We start from the raw sequence: 18520 nt of genomic DNA, 5'->3' as shown, positions 1-18520 counted from the left end.
GCCTGCCCGCGACCGCTTACTGCCAGAACTCCGACATTTCGATATTGCGCAAATCGAAGACGAGCACTTCGGCATCGCGCCCGTTGCTGAAGCTCAGATTGCGCTCATCGCGCAAACGCATCCCGTCGCCTTCGCCGAGCACTTGTCCGTTGACCGTTACGCTGCCGCGCGCGACATGAACGTAAGCGAAGCGGTGCTCGTCCAACGTCAGTTGCGCCGCTTCGTCGCCGTCGAAGAGCCCGGCGTATACACGCGTATCCTGGCGTAGCTCGAGCGATTCCTGAGCGCCGTCGGGCGAGAGAATCAACCGCAGCTTGCCGCGTTTTTCCGCCGGGTCGAACGTGCGCTGTTGATAGCGCGGCTCGGCGCCGTTGCGCGCAGTGGCGATCCATATCTGCAGAAAATGCACCCGCTCCGAGGGCGAGGGATTGAACTCGCTGTGAACCACGCCGGTACCTGCGCTCATCAATTGCACATCGCCGGGACGAATGACCGAGCCCGTGCCGAGCGAATCCTGATGCTCGAGCGCGCCCTCCAGAACATACGAGAAGATCTCGACATCGCGGTGCGGATGCTTGCCGAAGCCCCGGCCGGGCATCACGCGATCGTCGTTGATGACGAGGAGATCCGAGAAGCCCATCTGCTCGGGATCGTAATAGCCGGCGAACGAGAACGAGTGGCGCGAGCTGAGCCATCCGTGTTCGGCGCGTCCGCGCTCGTTGGCATTTCTGATTTCAACCATGTCGACCTCCGTCAAATCGTGAGTCCGGCAGCGGACAGTCCGCCGCCGTTCACCGTAACGACAGTTTAGGTCAACCGTAATGGGCAAAATCATGTGAAAATGAGACTCACTGTCACTTCATGGTGGACACTCGCATGCAACTCGAAGACCTCCGCATTTTTGTCGCCACCGTGGATGCGCGGAACTTCACTTCGGCGGCGAATCGCCTGCAGCTTTCGAAGCAGTTCGTGAGCCGCCGGGTGATGGCGCTGGAGTCGTCGCTCGGCGTGCGGCTGCTCGTGCGCAACACGCGCAAACTGGCGGTGACCGACCTCGGCCAGGACTTGTACGAACGCGCGAAACGGATTCTTGCCGAAGTGGCGGATGCGCAGGCGGCGCTGTCGCTCGGGCGCACGCGGCCGCGCGGTCTCCTGCGCGTGAGCGCGCCGCTGTCGTTCAGCACGGCCCACCTATCGCCGCTCGTCGCGGACTTCATGCGCGCGAACCCCGATGTGCGCGTCGATATCGAGCTGAGCGACCGCACCGTCGACGTGATCGGCGACGGCTTCGATATGGCTCTGCGCATCGGCACGTTGTCGGATTCGACGCTGATCGCTCAGCAGCTTGCCGACATACGGATGATCGCCTGCTGCTCGCCACGCTATCGCCCGGCCGAGCGTTTGCCGGCGACTCCCGCCGATCTCGCCCGTCATGCCTGTCTGCTCTATGGGCGGGAAGGGGTGACCGGGTGGACGCTGACCGTCGACGGCGAAAAGCGCGTTGTCGAGGTCAGCGGCCCGTTGCGTGCCGACAATGGCGAAGTCGTTCGCGATGCGGCCATTGCAGGCCTCGGGATCGCACTGTTGCCGGAGTTCATCGTATCCCCGGCGCTGGCGAGCGGGGCGCTCGTGGAAGTGCTTTCCGAATTCGCCGCGCCTTCGCTCGCGCTCTATGCGGTCTACCCGCAGCATCGCGAGCACTCGATCACGGTGCGCTCGTTCACGCAGTTCCTGCGTCAGCGTTTCGCGCGCGGGTTGGGGCAGCAATAAGCCCGTGCAGCGCGTGCGATCTGTCAGCAAGCGGCAAACGCGCTCGGGAGCCGCCCATGCGATAATGCCGCACATCTCTTTCCAGCCGGGCCGCGCAATCGAGCCAACCGCAACGCTTTGCGTCGCTGTCTCCTCGTGCTCATCCGGCCTGACAGTTCTCGTGAAAAATTTCGTTGTCCCAATCGATGCGCTCGCTTCGTTCGACGAGATCGTCGACGTGCGAACGCCGCTCGAATTCGCCGAAGACCACATCCCGGGCGCAGTGAGCGCGCCCGTGTTGAGCAATGAAGAGCGCGTCATCGTCGGGACGCTGTATAAACAATCTCCATTCGAAGCGACGCGGCTCGGCGCCGCCATGGTCGCGCGCAACATCGCCCGTCATCTGGAAACCACGTTCGCCGATCGTTCGCGCAACTGGCGTCCGCTCGTCTATTGCTGGCGCGGAGGCAAACGCTCGGGCTCGATGACGACATGGTTCAACCTGATCGGCTGGCAGGCGCGGCAGCTCGACGGCGGCTACAAGGCTTACCGTCAGCGTGTGCTCGACGATCTGGAACGATGGCCGTCGCGCTATCGCTATGTTGCGTTGACGGGGCACACGGGTACGGGCAAGACGCGGCTGCTGCATGCGCTTGCCGAGGCGGGCGCGCAGGTGCTCGATCTCGAAGGCCTGGCCCGGCATCGCGGCTCTTTGCTCGGTGCGCTGCCCGGCGAGGCGCAGCCAACCCAGAAGGCGTTCGATACGGCGCTCGTGGCGGCGTTCTCGCGCTTGAGTCCGGAGCAGCCTGTGTTCATCGAGGCGGAAAGCCGCCGCATCGGTCAGATCACGTTGCCGACTTCGCTACTCGATGCGTTTCATGCCGGGCGATGTGTGCGGGTTTGTACGCCGTTGCCGATCAGAGTGAAATTCCTGCTGGAGGATTACGGGCATCTCTTCGAGACGCCGCAATACTTCAAGGACCAACTCGCGCGTCTCGTCGGACTCCACAGCCGTCAGACGGTCGAGCATTGGCATGCGCTCGTCGACGCGAACGAACGCGAGCGGCTTTTCACCGAACTGGTCGAGGCGCACTACGATCCGGCCTATGCACGCAGCAGCCTGCGTTCGTTCGGCAATATCGATCATGCGCTCGTGTTTTCTTTCGATCCTTGCTCGTCGACGCAAGTGGAACAGGCGCGCGAACTGATCGCGCGTATCGACGCAGAGCCGCTGCCCGTGGGCTCGCCGGTGCCACCCCCCGATGCGCGGAACGAGCGGACCGAAGCCGCGCGCAACCCGCGGCACAGCGCGCCGGCCAATCTTGCCGACAGTTGACGAGCGCCGCGGGCGCGCCGTCCCAGTGTGACTTGCGCGGTGGCCAGCGCATGTCGCGACGGTGCGCAACAGTCGCCGTCCGAATCATGGATCGTCATGCAGGGAAAGACATCCGCGGGCGAATCGGTTAAAATCCCGCGCTTACGCTTCGGGGCGTTCGCACAGTGTGCATCGTGCACACATCACAGGTGCGATGCCGCGGCGTGCCGGATATCGGAACGCGCATCGCGCGCGCGTCCGGCTGCGAGGATGGCGAAATTGGTAGACGCACCAGGTTTAGGTCCTGACGCCCGCAAGGGTGTAGGGGTTCGAGTCCCCTTCCTCGCACCACTTCTTTTTCGTTCCCCGGCCAGGCTTTCGCCACAGGCACCCGGCCTCGGCTCGACGGCTTCACTCGGCGAGACATGAACACCATCCACGACACGACGAACGGCACGGATCGGCCCGTACGCACGGCTATCGTCGGTGCCGGCGCGATCGGCGCAGCCCTTGCGATCGCACTGGCCCAGGCGGGGCACGCGGTCAGCGTGCTTGCGCGCGGTGCGACGCTGGCGGCTATTCGCCAACATGGCATTCGCATGGTGGAGGCCGCCACAGCGAGCGACACCGGCCGGGCCGCAACAGTTCACGCGAGCGACGACCCGAGCGAGCTCGGCGAGCAGGATTTCGTCGTCATCGCGCTCAAAGCTCAGGCATTGCCTGCCGTGGCGGAGGCGCTTGCGCCGCTCGTTGGCGCGCGCACGGCCGTCGTGAGTGCGACCAACGGATTGCCGTGGTGGTTTCTCGACGGCATGGACACGCCGCTTGCCGACAGCCGCCTGGAAGCCGTCGATCCCGATGGTTGCATCGGTCGCACCTTGCCCGCGGCACGCTCGATCGGCTGCGTCGTCCACCTCTCGGCTTCGACCGACGCGCCCGGCATCGTCCGGCGCGGCAAAGGCAACCGTCTCGTCGTCGGTGCCGCTCATGCGGCGCTCGGCCCGAGGGCGGCTGCCTTCGCGCAAGCGCTGCGCGAAGGCGGGTTCGACGTCGAATGCACCGATGCAATCCGCGGCGACATCTGGGCGAAACTCTGGGGCAACATGAATATGAACCCGTTGAGCGCGTTGACCGGCTCGACGGCCGATCGTCTGCTCGACGATCCCTATACGCACGCGCTCATCGTGCGCATGATGGAGGAAGCCGCGGCGATCGGCGGTAGATTGGGCTTGCCGACCGGCATGACGATCGACGCGCGTCTCGCCGTCACACGCGAGCTCGGCGCATTCAAGACTTCGATGTTGCAGGATATGGAGGCGGGCAGGCCGCTCGAGATCGGCCCGATTCTAGGGGTGTTTCCCGAGCTGGGCCGCAAGCTCGGCGTGCCCACGCCGTTTTGCGATGCCGTGCTCGGCTTGCTGCGTCAGCGCGCCGCATCGAGCGGCCTCTGACGTTTCCGTCCCCGACGTTCGCCGCGGTCATTCACGCCCGGCGAGCGCATTCGCGATCACCTTGTCGAGCATACGGCCGAGGCTGGCTTTTTCCGCTTCGTCGAGACATGCGAAGAGGTCCGCGTTCCATTTGCGCGCAATCGGCATGACCTTGCGATACAACGCCCGGCCTTCGCTCGTCAGCGAAACGAGCACGACGCGCCCGTCTTCGCTGCTGGCCTCCCGCCGAACGAGTCCGCGCTGGATCAGCGCTTCCGCGGCGCGGCTTGCCTGGCTTTTGTCGAGATTGGCGCGCCGCCCGAGGTCCATGATCGAAAACGGACCGAAGGAGCCGACCGCCGCGATGACGCGCGCCTCGGGCAGCGTGATATCGAGCTTGGCATGGTAGCGTTCGCTGATGCCGCGATCGGACAGTTTGTTGAGCACGTGCATGCGGTAGGTCAAAAACTGCTCGAGCCCGAGTTTGGCGGCGGCCTTCATAGCGGTCCTTATGGTTATTGGCACAGTGGCGAAGCCCGCACGGGCACCGCGCGCAAGGCTCATGCGCCGTATTTTATGCGCGTCAGCTGCTCGGCCGCGTTGGCGAGCAACATTGCGGCATCGCGGATCGCAGCTTGCAGCGTGATCGGGCCGGGCGCCGGCGAGAAGCAGCCATCGAAATGCGCGGACAAATGCGCGAGCGCCGACGGATCGACGGCGCCCGACAGCAGCGAGGCAGGCACCCCCGCGGCGCGCGCGTGCTGGCAGGCGATGAACGGCGCTTTGCCCCGCAGCGTTTGCGTATCGGAGCGGCCTTCGCCGGTAATGAGCCAGTTCGCCCCGTTGAGCGCGGCATCGAGTCCCTGTTGAGCCGCCACGACTTCCGCACCGGGTTGGAATTGTGCGCCGAGCATATGCAGCGCGAAGCCGAGGCCGCCTGCCGCACCGGCGCCGGGCAGCGCGCGCGCGGTCCGGCCCAGAGCCGTCTCGAGCATCGTCGCGAAGCGTTCGAGCACGGCATCGAGCGGTGCCACCTGATCCGGCGCGACGCCTTTTTGCGGACCGAAGACGGCCGTGGCGCCTTGCTCGCCCGTGAGCGGATTGTCGACGTCGGACATGGCGACGAACGAGACCTCGCGAAGCCGCGCATCGAGCCCGGCAACATCGATGCGCGCGAGGCGAGCGAGCGATTCGGGCGTCGGCTCGAGCTCGCGCCCCTCGGCGTCGAGCAGTAGGAGCCCAAGGCCCACGAGCAGGCCTGCGCCGGCGTCGTTGGTGCTGCTGCCGCCGAGCGCGACGAAAAAGCGGCGCACGCCCAGATCGAGCAGCGAACGAATCGCCTCGCCCATGCCACGCGTGCTGCGCGCCTCGACGGGCGTGCGCATCGCGACGGCATCGGTGATGCCGACGATCTCCGCGGTCTCGACGATCGCGCTGCCGTCGGGCAAGAGCCCGAGCGCTGCCTCGCGCGCTGCGCCGGCGGCGCCCCTCACTTGCACGACGCGGCGCTCGCCGCCGTGAGCGAGCATGGCGTCGAGCGTGCCTTCACCGCCATCGGCCATCGGCGCGAGACGAACGACGGCGTCGGGCCGTGCGCGCTTGATGCCGGCGGCGATAGCGGCGGCCACGGCCTGCGCGCTCAGGGATCCTTTGAACGAATCGGGCGCGATGACGACGACCGGGGCGGGCGAGAGGTTGGGCATGACGTCTCCTGTCAATTTTTGTGATGTGCCGCGGGTGGCCCGCCGGCGTCGGTCGACAGCATATCAGCGCGCCGGCGCCGACGGATAGCCGACGGATAGCCGACGGATAGCCGACGGCGGATGCGGGGCATTCGAAGCGGCGCGCGCGAGACAGACGCGATATGTCCTGAAATATGCCTTGAAAAACCGCGATTCGGGGCTTGCCGGACCAATAATTTGCTAGAATGCTCGATTCTTCCGATCCAACCCGTGCCGCCGCCGCCCTGCAGGCATGCGGGCACGGAGCAGGGCGACGCGCGCGTCGGGCCGAAAAAAGGTGATGCGGCGCCTTTTTGCGAGAGACGCGCCGCCCCTGGCACGGAGAAGGTAACCCGATTCGCTAGATCAATTTAGGACGATTGAAGCCATGGCTAACGTTGTTGAAAACCTCGGCAAGCTGGAACGCCGCGTGACCATTTCCCTGCCGAAGGAAGCGGTGCAAAAGGAAATCGAGTCGCGTATCCGTCAGATTGCGAAGAACGTGCGCATGCCGGGCTTTCGCCCCGGCAAGGTGCCGCTCAAGATGGTGACGCAGCAGTATGCGGGGCAGGTCGAGGCGGAAGTGTTGAGCGACAAGGTCGGCAAGCAGTTCTTCGACATCAGCCGTTCCGAGAATCTGCGCGTGGCGGGCCAGCCGAGCTTCAGCCCGAAAGAGGGCACGGGCGAGGACGCCTACGCGTTCGATGCGACGTTCGAGGTCTACCCGGAAGTGAAGCTCGGCGATTTGTCGACCGCGAAGGTCGAACGCTCGGTCACGACGATCGCGGACGCGGAAGTCGACCGCACGCTCGATATTCTGCGCAAGCAGCGCGTGCACTACCATGCGCGCGGCGAGGCGGGCGAGCATGGTGACGGCGGAGGCGATCAAGCTGCCCAGAGCGGCGATCGGGTGACCGTCGATTTCGTCGGCAAGCTCGATGGCGAGCCGTTCCAGGGCGGCAGCGCCGAAGACTTCGCGTTCGTGCTGGGCGAGGGCCGCATGCTGCCCGAATTCGAGCAGGCCGCAACGGGCTTGAAAGTCGGCGATACGCGCGAATTCGACTTGAAATTCCCGGACGACTATCACGGCAAGGAAGTGGCCGGCAAGACGGCGCAGTTCACGATCACGATGAAGAAGGTCGAATGGCCGCATCTGCCGGAAGTCGACGGGGAATTCGCCAAATCGCTCGGCATTGCCGACGGCGATTTGACGAAGATGCGCGCCGAGATCAAGGAGAACCTCGAGCGCGAGGCCAAGCGCCGGACGCAGGCCATCGTCAAGAACCAGGTGATGGACGCGCTGCTCGCCATTTCAGAGCTCGAGGTTCCGAAGGCGCTGATCGAACAGGATCAGGAGCGGCTTGTCGAGATGGCGCGCCAGGACTTGACGCAGCGCGGCGTGCCGAATGCGGCGAATGCCCCGATCCCGGCGGAAATGTTCAAGGAGCAGGCCGAGCGCCGCGTCAAGCTGGGCCTCGTGCTGGCGGAACTCGTGAAGGCCAACGGCCTCGAGGCGAAGCCCGAGCAGATCCGCGCCGAGGTCGAGGAATTCGCCAAGAGCTACGAGGACCCGAAAGAAGTCATCCGCTGGTATTATTCGAACCAGCAGCGTCTGGCCGAAATGGAAGCGTACGTCGTGGAAAGCAACGTCGTCGAATTCGTACTCGGCAAGGCGCAGGTGACAGACAAGGAAGTCAGCTTCGAAGCACTGGCAAGCGCCTCGGCGCAAGCGTAAGGTCTCGCCGCGAACGGCGTGCGGGCTGTCGGAGCGACGGCCGCACGCCGTTTTTGCTGACGGGTGCGCGTTCCCTGTGCCGTTGCCATCCAAGACCCATTCCGAAAAGGAACCATTGCATGACCTTTCGCGCTCAATTGCTGGACACCTTGGCCTCGAACGCGCCGCGGGATCTCGAGACGCAGGCGCTCGGCCTCGTCCCGATCGTCGTGGAAACGAGCGGCCGGGGCGAGCGTTCGTACGACATCTATTCGCGGTTGCTGAAGGAGCGTGTCGTCTTCATGGTCGGCGAAGTCAACGATCAGACGGCGAATCTGGTGGTCGCACAGCTGCTGTTCCTCGAAAGCGAAAACCCCGATAAGGACATCAGCCTCTACATCAACAGTCCGGGTGGGTCGGTGTCGGCCGGCATGGCGATCTACGATACGATGCAGTTCATCAAGCCGGACGTTTCGACGCTGTGCATGGGTCTTGCAGCGAGCATGGGCGCATTCCTGCTGGCCTCCGGTGCCAAGGGCAAGCGCTTCGCGCTGCCGAACGCTCGGGTGATGATCCATCAGCCGCTCGGCGGCGCGCGCGGCCAGGCGTCCGATATCGAAATCCAGGCACGCGAAATTCTTTACCTGAAAGACCGGTTGAACCACTTGCTCGCGCACCACACCGGCCAGCCCGTGGAACGTATCGCGCGCGATACCGACCGCGACAATTTCATGTCGGGGGAGGACGCCCAGGCTTACGGCCTCGTCGACCAGGTGCTGCAAAAGCGCCCTTAATCGTGACGGACCATCTCGCGGCAGCCGGCATTCTTTCGCTCGTAGGTGCGGATGCCGGCTCAAGCGATGCTATAAATGGTCGATAATAAAGTTCAGGGCGTCGACGGCGGAGACGCCGCCCTATGTTTCGTCAGTCGAATCCGACCCTAAAGTCGAAAGCCGACGAACAGCGTACCTAGTTTTTCGAGTGTCCGGAGGCTCGTATATCCATGGCGGACAAAAAAGGTTCGAACAGCGAAAAGCTGTTGTATTGCTCGTTTTGCGGCAAAAGCCAGCATGAGGTGAAAAAGCTCATCGCGGGCCCGTCGGTGTTCATCTGCGATGAGTGCATCGACCTGTGCAACGAGATCATTCGCGACGAAGCCGCGGGCGCAGGCACGGACGCAGGCTTGTCCAAATCCGACCTGCCGAGTCCGCAAGAAATTCGCGACATTCTGGATCAATACGTGATTGGTCAGGAACGGGCGAAAAAGATCCTGGCCGTGGCGGTGTACAACCACTACAAGCGGCTCAAGCATCTCGACAAGAAAGACGACATCGAGCTCTCGAAGAGCAATATCCTGCTGATCGGGCCCACGGGCTCGGGCAAGACGTTGCTGGCCCAGACGCTCGCGCGGCTGCTGAACGTACCGTTCGTCATTGCGGACGCCACGACACTGACCGAAGCGGGCTACGTCGGCGAGGATGTCGAGAACATCATTCAAAAGTTGCTGCAAAACTGCAACTACGAAGTCGAGAAGGCTCAGCGCGGCATCGTTTATATCGACGAAATCGACAAGATCAGCCGCAAGTCCGACAACCCGTCGATCACGCGCGACGTGTCTGGCGAGGGCGTGCAGCAGGCATTGCTCAAGCTCGTCGAGGGCACGATGGCGTCGGTGCCGCCGCAGGGCGGCCGCAAGCACCCGAACCAGGATTTCATCCAGGTCGATACGACCAACATCCTGTTCGTCTGCGGCGGCGCTTTCGACGGACTCGAGAAAGTCATCACGGATCGGACCGAAAAGACCGGTATCGGTTTTGGCGCGACGGTCAAGAGCAAGCAGGAGCGCGATGCCGGCGAGGTGCTGCGCGAAGTCGAACCCGAGGATCTGATCAAATTCGGCCTGATTCCGGAGTTGATCGGCCGTCTGCCCGTCGTGGCGACGCTCGGCAAACTCGACGAAACCGCACTGATGAAGATTCTCGTCGAACCGAAGAATGCGCTCGTCAAGCAGTACAACAAGCTTTTCGCGATGGAACGTGTCGAACTCGAGATTCGTCCCGCCGCGTTGCAGGCCGTGGCGCGCAAGGCGATTCGCCGCAAAACCGGCGCGCGTGGCCTTCGCTCGATTTTGGAACAGGCGTTGCTCGACGTGATGTACGAATTGCCGGCAATGAAAGGGGTCAGCAAGGTGATCATCGACGACAACGTAATCGAGGGCGACGGAAAGCCCCTGCTGATTTACGAAGAAGCCCCGAAGGTAGCGGGTTCGAACTGAGCGATGGACCTGCTGGGCCTAGGGTTTTCTTTGACATAGGCCGTTCATGGCGACGTGAACGGCTTTTTTCGTTTATCTTGTGGGTTAGCACTGACGACTTCGACACTTTCACTGAACTTTTTCCCACGCGCGAAGGCTTGCAATCGATGTAGCGGGCCTCAACTACCGAATGTTCTGAATCCACTAATGGGGAAATGAAATGTCAGGAACCCAACTCCTCCCTTCTGAGCGCACGACGCTCCCGCTGTTGCCTTTGCGAGATGTGGTTGTTTTCCCACATATGGTGATCCCCCTTTTCGTGGGGCGCCCGAAATCGATCAAGGCGCTCGAAGTGGCGATGGAGGGTGGCAAGCACATCATGCTTGTCGCACAAAAAACGGCGGCCAAGGATGAGCCGACCGAAAAGGACATGTACGAAGTAGGGTGTATCGCAAACATCCTGCAAATGCTCAAACTGCCCGACGGCACCGTAAAAGTGCTCGTGGAGGGTTTGCAGCGTGCCAAGACGCTGACGATCGAAGAGCAGGAGACGCAGTTTTCCTGCGAAGTCATGCCGCTCGAACCCGACCATGCGGACAGCGCCGAGACCGAGGCGCTGCGCCGTGCGATCGTGTCGCAGTTCGACCAGTACGTGAAACTCAACAAGAAGATTCCGCCCGAGATTCTCACGTCGCTGGCCGGTATCGATGAAGCGGGGCGTCTGGCCGATACGATTGCCGCGCACCTGCCGCTCAAGCTCGATCAAAAGCAGCACATTCTGGAGATGTTCCCGGTCGTCGAGCGGCTCGAGCATCTGCTTGCCCAGCTCGAAGCTGAAATCGATATCCTTCAGGTCGAAAAGCGCATCCGTGGGCGCGTCAAGCGTCAGATGGAGAAGAGCCAGCGCGAGTACTACCTGAACGAACAGGTCAAGGCGATCCAGAAGGAACTTGGCGAAGGCGAAGAGGGTGCCGATCTCGAAGAGCTCGAAAAGCGCATCGAAGCCGCACGCATGCCGAAGGAAGCCAAGAAGAAGGCCGATTCGGAACTCAAGAAGCTCAAGCTGATGTCACCGATGTCGGCCGAAGCGACGGTCGTGCGCAACTACATCGATACGCTCATCGGGCTGCCGTGGCGCAAGAAGAGCAAGGTCAACAATGACCTCTCGAACGCGGAGCGCGTGCTCGATGAAGATCACTTCGGCCTTGAAAAGGTCAAAGAGCGGATTCTCGAGTATCTCGCGGTCCAACAGCGCGTCGACAAGGTGAAAGCGCCGATTCTGTGCCTCGTGGGGCCGCCGGGGGTCGGTAAGACTTCGCTCGGTCAGTCGATCGCGCGTGCGACGAACCGCAAGTTCGTGCGCATGGCGCTGGGCGGGGTGCGCGACGAAGCCGAGATCCGCGGCCATCGCCGTACCTATATCGGTTCGATGCCGGGCAAGATCCTGCAGAGCTTGACGAAGGTCGGCGTGCGCAATCCGCTCTTCCTGCTCGACGAAGTCGACAAGATGGGCATGGATTTCCGCGGCGATCCGTCGTCGGCGTTGCTGGAAGTGCTCGATCCCGAGCAGAACCACACGTTCGCCGATCACTATGTCGAAGTGGACTTCGATCTGTCGGATGTGATGTTCGTGGCGACATCGAACTCGCTCAATATCCCGCCTCCGTTGCTCGACCGGATGGAAGTGATCCGCTTGTCGGGTTACACCGAGGACGAAAAGGTCAGCATCGCTCAGCGTTATCTGCTGCCGAAGCAGAAGAAGAACAACGGCTTGAAGGAAGGCGAGATCGAGGTTGCGGAGCATGCCATTCGCGACATCATTCGTTACTACACGCGCGAAGCGGGCGTGCGTTCGCTCGAGCGCGAGATCTCGAAGATCTGCCGCAAAGTGGTGAAGATGTTGCTGCTGAAAAAAGCGGAGGGTGCGGTCAAGGTCGAGAGCAGCAACCTCGATACGTTCCTCGGCGTGCGCAAGTACGACTTCGGTTTGGCGGCCAAGCAGAATCAGACCGGCCAGGTGACGGGTTTGGCTTGGACGGAAGTCGGTGGCGATCTGCTGACGATCGAAGCCGCCGTCATGCCCGGCAAGGGCAACGTCATTCGCACGGGTTCGCTCGGCGACGTGATGAAGGAGTCGGTCGAGGCTGCACGTTCGGTGGTCCGCTCCCGCTCGCGGCGTCTTGGAGTCAAGGACGAGGCGTTCGAGAAGCAGGACATCCACATCCACGTGCCGGAAGGCGCGACACCGAAGGACGGTCCGTCCGCCGGTATCGCGATGACGACGGCGCTGGTGTCGGTGCTCACGGGTATCCCCGTGCGGGCCGATGTCGCGATGACGGGTGAGATCACGCTGCGTGGCGAAGTACTGCCGATCGGGGGGCTCAAGGAGAAGTTGCTGGCTGCACACCGCGGCGGCATCAAGCTCGTGTTGATCCCCGAGGAAAACGTCAAGGATCTGACGGAGATTCCCGACAACGTGAAGAACTCGATCGAGATCGTGCCGGTCAGGTGGATCGACAAGGTGTTGGAGCTTGCGCTCGAGCGGGTGCCTGAGGCGCTGCCGGAAGAAGAGCCGAAGGCCGAGCCCGTTGCCGAAGCGGCGAAGGATGCGGCTACGACGGAAGTCGTCAAGCACTGAAGACGACGGCCGCAAATGAGCGGCTGTCAAAAAGCCGCGAGAGGCGTGCAATGCGCTTCTCGCGGTTTTTTTTGCGCCCGGTAGAGCGCATCAATCTGGAGGTGAGAACCTTTGAGCGTTTCTCGTCTTGTTATCTTCTCATTCCTGCTAGGGCATCAAATCGCTGCGTTTTCAGAGAGCACCGAATGGCCCGGAAAGACACATTGGCGCGCTTCAATTTGAATTTCAAAATGGAGATTCCTATACCGCTGCCTACGAGGGATATGACACCGCGCCTTTCGCTTCTCAGACGCAAGTTATTCCATTTTTCGCCTGGCACATTTTTCAGGGCGATCAATGCGTGATGCCGCGAGGCAAGCCGCTTTCCTTTGTGGACAACCCTGAAATTGACACGCAAACACCGCTGTCGTGCGGCTAGGAAGGCCTTCCGCATCCGGCGCAACCCTGGTTGACACTCCAGTTTCGGCCATCTTTAATGGGCCAGCGCAGCATCGCCTGTGCTTTCTTTCGAGCGCTTTACGGTGCTCTCACAACTGCAGCCCAACAATCATCATCGGGGATTCGGATGAACAAGACGGAATTGATCGACCACATTGCAGAACAAGCAGACCTGTCGAAGGCGGCGGCCGGACGGGCGCTCGAGGCCGTGATCGGCGGTGTCAAAAGCGTGTTGAAAAAGGGCGGCTCGGTGACGTTGGTCGGTTTTGGCACGTTCGCCGTCGGCAAGCGCACGGCGCGCACGGGCCGCAACCCGCGCACGGGCGCAGCCATCAAAATCAAGGCAGCGAAGGTTCCGAAATTCAAGCCTGGCAAAGCGTTGAAAGATGCGCTAAACTAGCGGGCTCGTTGGCTGGCAAACGTTGAATTGTACGGCTGCCAGTCGACGGAGGTAGCGCGAACGGGTGCTTAGCTCAGTTGGTAGAGCGGCGCCCTTACAAGGCGTAGGTCGGGAGTTCGAGCCTCTCAGCACCCACCATTTTCCGTTTCGCGACTCGCTTTAAGGCAGTTCCATAGTGACTTGCTGTAGCACCCAGAAACCCGCGTGGCTATTGGCTCCGCGGGTTTTTTGTTGTCCTTCGAGCGCCTTTCGCAAGTCCGCTAGCTGCTGCCAGGATCCGGGCTTGTATCGTTGAAGGGTTGGCGCGATAACCGTGACAGTGGTGCGTTCGCAATTGGCTTTATTTGGGCCACTCGTCGAGTGCATCATTGAACAACTCGGCGACGAGCGAGCGGAGCCAGACAGTTCGGGCGTCGTTGTGGAATTTACGGTGCCAGTGCTGCCGCAGCGTGAACCGAGGCAGTGGCAGTGGTGGCTCGGCCAGCACGATAAACGCATGTTCCGCGGCGTACGCATAACCGATGGCGTGCGGCACTGTCGCTATCAGATCCGTGCGGCTCAAGATGAAGGGCAAGCTCATGAAATGTGGTGTCTCGAGCACTGCCCGCCGGCAAAGTCGTGCTTCCGCCAGATACTTTTCCAGCACTTCTTGGCTGCGCCCCTCCGCGCGCACGACGGCGTGACCGCACGATAGAAACTGATCGAGCGTGAGCGGTTGCGCGGCGAGTGGATGGCTGCGTCGCATCAGGCAGACGAATCGATGCGTGAAGAGCCGCTGCTGAAAAAAATTCGTACCCCTCAAGTCGGGGAAATATCCCAACGCCAAGTCGACGCTGCCTCCTTCCAGTCCACGCTCTACGTCCGCATGCGGCAATGAGACAGAGCGCAGATTGGCGTTCGGCGCTCGAACGGCGAATTCCTGTAACAGGCGGGGAAGAAATACGATTTCACCGACGTCCGACAGTGCGATCGAAAAAGTGTGGGTGCTCGTCACTGGATCGAAGTCGAGCGCCGCGGCGAGCCCCCGCTCAATCTGTGCGAGCGCGTCCCGGGCGGCGGGAATGACCGCGAGCGCACGTGGGGTCGGTTCCATACCACGCGAGGTGCGCACGAACAGTGGGTCGCCGAAATAATCGCGCAGTTTGGCCAGGGCAGCGCTCACGCGCGGCTGACTGACGCCCAGGCGCGCGCCGGCACGACTCACGTTGCGTGTCTCTTCTAGCGCGACCAGATAGGGAATGAGGTTTAGATCGAGTTCGGACATCGCGCGGGCCTTCTTCTGGATACGAACAAGCGCGAGCAGCGAGTACCCTTCAGGTGCGGAACATCGCCATGGTCCCCGCGACGGTATCGGCATTGCTCGCCAGCGTGCTAGCCGAGCGTGCAAGGTGGCTGACGAGCGAGGTGTTTTGTTGCGTCAACTCCTCGATGTCATCGAGCGCTTGTCTGATTTGCGATATGCCGATGCTCGGCTCCGATGCTGCTGTGTCGATTTCAGCGATCAGGGCGCTCACTTCTCGAACTGCCTGTACAGCATGCTGCATCTTATCTCTTGCCGATTCTACAATCTTGCTGCCCGCATCCACTTTTTCCGCGGAGTCGGCAATCAGCGTGGCGATTGCCCGGCGCTTTCGATGTCGCGCTGAGCACTGCGGATCGCCCCGTGTTCTACGTCTTGGGTGCTCCGTGGCGCCGTCGAATGGGCGTGCTTTTACTTGCGCGCACCGAAAACGCCCATTCTTACGACGCCAAGGTCTTGCTCAACTGCAGGTATAGCTGGAAGCGGCGTTCGTGTTCCCGCCCTGGTAAGTCAGCTTCGACGGATACATGCAGATAGGCCGAGCCATCGTGGCGCCTTGGTTCTGGAGCGGGATCTTATCGGGCGCCACGCCGCCCTCCACCCAATTCACGAGTGCGTTATACAACTGGTTAGGGGCGGGCAACGGCGGGTTTGCGGTCGGGCTGACGCCTGCGGTCCCGTTCACCGAACCGATGCCGCCGCAGTGTCCCATCGCCGGAATTTCGAAGAAGCGATAGAACTGTTGCACGGAGGAGAATCCACCCATTGTGTTCGCCACGCTTGTGTAATAGTGGATCGAACCTTGAGGCATGATGATCGGATCTGCCATGCCGTGGTACGTGATGATCTTTCCGTTCCTGGCTCGGAAGGCGGAGAGGTCAGGATCGTCGGTATTGATGTTGGCAAAGGAAGGCTGCAGCGCGAGACCTTGAGCGAACGCGTTCGCCAGGTCGGAGTAGGAAAGGTTCATCCATCCGTTCTGTCCATTGCCGGTCGCATTCGTGAACGACGGCACCGCGATGCTCGGATTTTGCAGTTCAAGTGCAACCGGTGTAGCGGTCAAACCGGTTGCCACGCCCACACCATTCGCTGACGCTGCTGCGAAGATTCCCAGATTGCTGCCGCGCGGGAATCCAAACCACAGTTGGTTCGCCTGCAACGAGTCCGAATAGCCGTTCGCGACCGCAGGCGAAGCGACGGTGCCGTCGGTTGTTTCGCCATACCACATTTTGTTCACGGCCTGAGCTTGCGCCGTGGTGAGACAAGCAGGTGTGCCATTGCTGCCGCCACTGGCGGTGCATAGGGCTGTCGCGTCCTGGGTCGGATCATACCTGCATGACGTGGGATCGCTCACGAAACCATCGTGCTGGCCCGTCAGAGACGAGTCACATGCGGTGACTGCGGCCGCGGATACGAGGTTGAGTTGAGCGGACGTTAGCGGTATACCGCCGAGATCGCGTTGCATGACAATTTGCGGATACAGTCCGCCGGTTTGCATTCGTGTCCAGTTGATCGCAGCTGCTCCGGCGAGGATACCGTCGAAATCGTTCGGATTCGCCTGCGCCTCCATTAGCCCCTGTCGGCCGCCGGTCGAACACCCGTCCCAGTACGCATGTTTGGGTTGTTGGCCGTAGTACGCGGCGGTCAGCGCTTTTGTTTCAACAGCCATCTCGTGGATAGCCCGGCTTGCGAAGTCTGTCCACAACGTTCTGTTAATCGTGCCGTCGGGATTCATCGCCCAGCTCCCATCGAAGACGCCGCCCAAGTCGCCTTGCTGCGATACGTGGCCTGTATCGGTGAGCGCACTTACCGCTCCTTCGACGCCCGCGATATCCGCGGCGGGCCCCTCGCCGCTCGTCAAGGTGCTGGTAGCGCCCGCCAGGGCGGTCAGGGAGCTGACAGACGGGGCACCCGCGTACCCGCCCCCGCCCAAGACGTGGATGCGCCCATTCCAGTTGGTCTTTGACGGCAACCAAATTTCAATGCCGATGCCGGATGAAGTCGACGGCGCGCTTGCCGGCCCTGCGTTACCGGGCCCTACGTTCAGCTTGACGACGCACATGTCGTTTTGCGCGACTTGCCCGGACGCCGTTCCGCTCAGGTTCAGATCGTCGCCTTTCTTGAACGATTTGACGAGCGTCACGGTAGTGTTTGCGTCGGGTTTGAACGCGGTCTTCAGGGAGTCGTCACACTGGAGTAGTTGATTACTGGACGCCTGGGGCGACGCACCGCTCGAGCCCGAACCGCAACCGGCGAGCACCGCGATGCCGACTCCTGTCACGCCGACCGCGCAAGCGACTGCGCGCACGCGAGCGCCTTTCAGCGACAGAAAAGAAACATATTTCATGGCGGGATACCTTAGATGGACACCTGGTTTGTGAGCACTGCAGGGGTAAAGCAAACGACGGTTTTGCATGCCAGCAGCGAGCTAGCGGAAACGATCCAATTCATGATCGGGCTCAGGCTGCTCGGGTAGCGAGGTGATAGCCGGTAGCTCGGAAAGAGGAGGCATGCCTGCCTTCGCCTGCACTTTTCCGTCCGCGCTCTTCCACACGAACGCGGGCGTTCCGTTGACGCCGAACGCGTCCATCAGCGCCCGGTTCGCTTTGAGGGAATCGATGATCGTTGGATCGACTTTAAGTGCGGGGCTGACGCCGCCGTCTTCGCTCGACAGCACGAAATGGCTTTCGTTGTACTCGAGGGCCTTGACTGGCGACTGCGCGGTCAGGATTGCCGCGGCGCGTGGCGCGGACGATGACTTCACGAGGCTGACGGGTATCCATCTCACCTGCACGCCGGCCTTTACATAGGGTCGAAGAGCAAGCCAGGCGAAGTGGCAAAACACGCAGTTCGGGTCCATGAAGACATAGATCAACGACTTCGCTGACGCCGCTCCGTCGGAAATGTAACGGGTCCCATCCAATTGTTTGTAGAGCGAGTCAATGTCTGGCTTCGACACATACATTGAGGCGTAGCGCGCCGTCAGGTCATGTCCCGACTCATCGAGCAAATCACCGACTACGAGATTGTGCTTGTCAGAAGTCGTGTAAACGATCGCTTGCCGGTTGTCGCGCTTGATCACCCAGCCCGTCAGCCCACCGGCCGCCGGGAAGCTCCGCATGACTGAAACGCCTCGGTCGATGATGCTTTGGAGCGGCTTAGGGTATGGAGTAGGTTCGGCATTGACCGAGGGCGTGCACGGACACAAGGTTGCGGCGAGCGTGACAAGAGAGCCCAAGCACTTCCAACCGACAGGTACATTGCTCAAGTTGATTCTTCCGGATAAGGCGATCGGTATGTGGCAAAAGCGGACAGGCTTTCGCGACGGATCGTTCGAGATGCGTATTGACGCTGTTGCCGCTCGTTGCGCCAGATAGAGGTAAAGACGTTTCCAAATGCGACCTCACTTATGCGACGCGAACAATCGGATAAGAGTAAGCGCCTCACGACGACCGTCGTAGACGACGGCGAGAACCGACATCAAAGTGGTGCCCATCATTTTCGATTTGATGGACATCACTGTGACAGAGCCAGAAGCCAGGCCGGGTAGCCGCAAGGGAC

Annotated in this window: 15 protein-coding genes and 2 tRNA genes; 10 read left to right on the top strand and 7 right to left on the bottom strand. The window is 61.7% G+C overall.

Translation table 11 applies throughout. The features are described from left to right. Window positions 1-16: 16 nt before the first annotated feature. Entirely contained in the window at window positions 17-742 is a 726-nt protein-coding gene (locus tag GWC77_RS21065; protein WP_173260094.1) for a pirin family protein, read from the bottom strand. 134 nt (window positions 743-876) lie between these two features. On the opposite strand from GWC77_RS21065, the gene GWC77_RS21060 reads away from it, so the two are divergent. From GWC77_RS21060 to GWC77_RS21045, 4 genes are all read left to right on the top strand, one after another. Then, a complete protein-coding gene (locus GWC77_RS21060; RefSeq protein WP_173260093.1) occupies window positions 877-1770 on the top strand; it encodes a LysR family transcriptional regulator in 894 nt (297 codons plus the stop codon). Between the two features lie 160 nt (window positions 1771-1930). Then, complete coding sequence (mnmH, locus tag GWC77_RS21055; protein WP_367949072.1) at window positions 1931-3085, top strand: tRNA 2-selenouridine(34) synthase MnmH; 1155 nt, start codon at window positions 1931-1933, stop codon at window positions 3083-3085. A 243-nt stretch (window positions 3086-3328) separates the two neighbouring features. After that, a tRNA-Leu gene (locus tag GWC77_RS21050) sits at window positions 3329-3415 on the top strand. An 83-nt stretch (window positions 3416-3498) separates the two neighbouring features. Next, window positions 3499-4515: a 2-dehydropantoate 2-reductase gene (locus GWC77_RS21045; protein ID WP_173260120.1), complete on the top strand. Its 1017-nt coding sequence runs from the start codon at window positions 3499-3501 to the stop codon at window positions 4513-4515. 27 nt (window positions 4516-4542) lie between these two features. Here the strand turns inward: GWC77_RS21045 and GWC77_RS21040 are convergent, their stop codons facing one another. Then, window positions 4543-4995 carry a MarR family winged helix-turn-helix transcriptional regulator gene (locus GWC77_RS21040; protein ID WP_173260091.1) on the bottom strand — a complete coding sequence of 151 codons (453 nt, stop codon included), beginning with the start codon at window positions 4993-4995 and terminating at the stop codon, window positions 4543-4545. Between the two features lie 59 nt (window positions 4996-5054). Beyond that, window positions 5055-6197 carry a glycerate kinase gene (locus GWC77_RS21035; RefSeq protein ID WP_173260090.1) on the bottom strand — a complete coding sequence of 381 codons (1143 nt, stop codon included), beginning with the start codon at window positions 6195-6197 and terminating at the stop codon, window positions 5055-5057. A 406-nt stretch (window positions 6198-6603) separates the two neighbouring features. On the opposite strand from GWC77_RS21035, the gene tig reads away from it, so the two are divergent. The 6 genes from tig (at window position 6604) to GWC77_RS21005 (ending at window position 13797) form a co-directional block, all read left to right on the top strand. After that, on the top strand, window positions 6604-7950 hold the full coding sequence (gene tig, locus GWC77_RS21030; protein WP_173260089.1) for a trigger factor: 1347 nt from the start codon (window positions 6604-6606) through the stop codon (window positions 7948-7950). A gap of 119 nt (window positions 7951-8069) precedes the next feature. After that, window positions 8070-8723, top strand: coding sequence for an ATP-dependent Clp endopeptidase proteolytic subunit ClpP (clpP, locus tag GWC77_RS21025; RefSeq protein WP_173260088.1), 654 nt, complete (start codon window positions 8070-8072; stop codon window positions 8721-8723). Between the two features lie 209 nt (window positions 8724-8932). Further along, entirely contained in the window at window positions 8933-10204 is a 1272-nt protein-coding gene (clpX, locus tag GWC77_RS21020; protein WP_173260087.1) for an ATP-dependent Clp protease ATP-binding subunit ClpX, read from the top strand. Window positions 10205-10403: 199 nt separating this feature from the next. Beyond that, window positions 10404-12821: an endopeptidase La gene (lon, locus tag GWC77_RS21015; RefSeq protein WP_173260086.1), complete on the top strand. Its 2418-nt coding sequence runs from the start codon at window positions 10404-10406 to the stop codon at window positions 12819-12821. 565 nt (window positions 12822-13386) lie between these two features. Then, on the top strand, window positions 13387-13659 hold the full coding sequence (locus GWC77_RS21010; protein ID WP_173260119.1) for an HU family DNA-binding protein: 273 nt from the start codon (window positions 13387-13389) through the stop codon (window positions 13657-13659). Between the two features lie 62 nt (window positions 13660-13721). After that, window positions 13722-13797 (top strand) — tRNA-Val (locus GWC77_RS21005). Between the two features lie 202 nt (window positions 13798-13999). Here the strand turns inward: GWC77_RS21005 and GWC77_RS21000 are convergent. From GWC77_RS21000 to dsbG, 4 genes are all read right to left on the bottom strand, one after another. Next, on the bottom strand, window positions 14000-14923 hold the full coding sequence (locus GWC77_RS21000; protein WP_173260085.1) for a LysR family transcriptional regulator: 924 nt from the start codon (window positions 14921-14923) through the stop codon (window positions 14000-14002). A 49-nt stretch (window positions 14924-14972) separates the two neighbouring features. Then, entirely contained in the window at window positions 14973-15266 is a 294-nt protein-coding gene (locus GWC77_RS20995) for a methyl-accepting chemotaxis protein (RefSeq protein ID WP_367949073.1), read from the bottom strand. 153 nt (window positions 15267-15419) lie between these two features. After that, window positions 15420-17375, bottom strand: coding sequence for a tannase/feruloyl esterase family alpha/beta hydrolase (locus tag GWC77_RS20990; protein ID WP_254367071.1), 1956 nt, complete (start codon window positions 17373-17375; stop codon window positions 15420-15422). Between the two features lie 12 nt (window positions 17376-17387). Beyond that, a complete protein-coding gene (gene dsbG / locus GWC77_RS20985) occupies window positions 17388-18227 on the bottom strand; it encodes a thiol:disulfide interchange protein DsbG (RefSeq protein WP_173260083.1) in 840 nt (279 codons plus the stop codon). Window positions 18228-18520 lie beyond the last annotated feature (293 nt).

This window comes from Paraburkholderia sp. NMBU_R16, assembly GCF_013282575.1.
In the GTDB taxonomy this organism is placed as follows: domain Bacteria; phylum Pseudomonadota; class Gammaproteobacteria; order Burkholderiales; family Burkholderiaceae; genus Trinickia.
The sequence above is the reverse complement of the archived record's forward strand: the minus strand, read 5'-3'. Positions and strand labels throughout refer to the sequence as shown.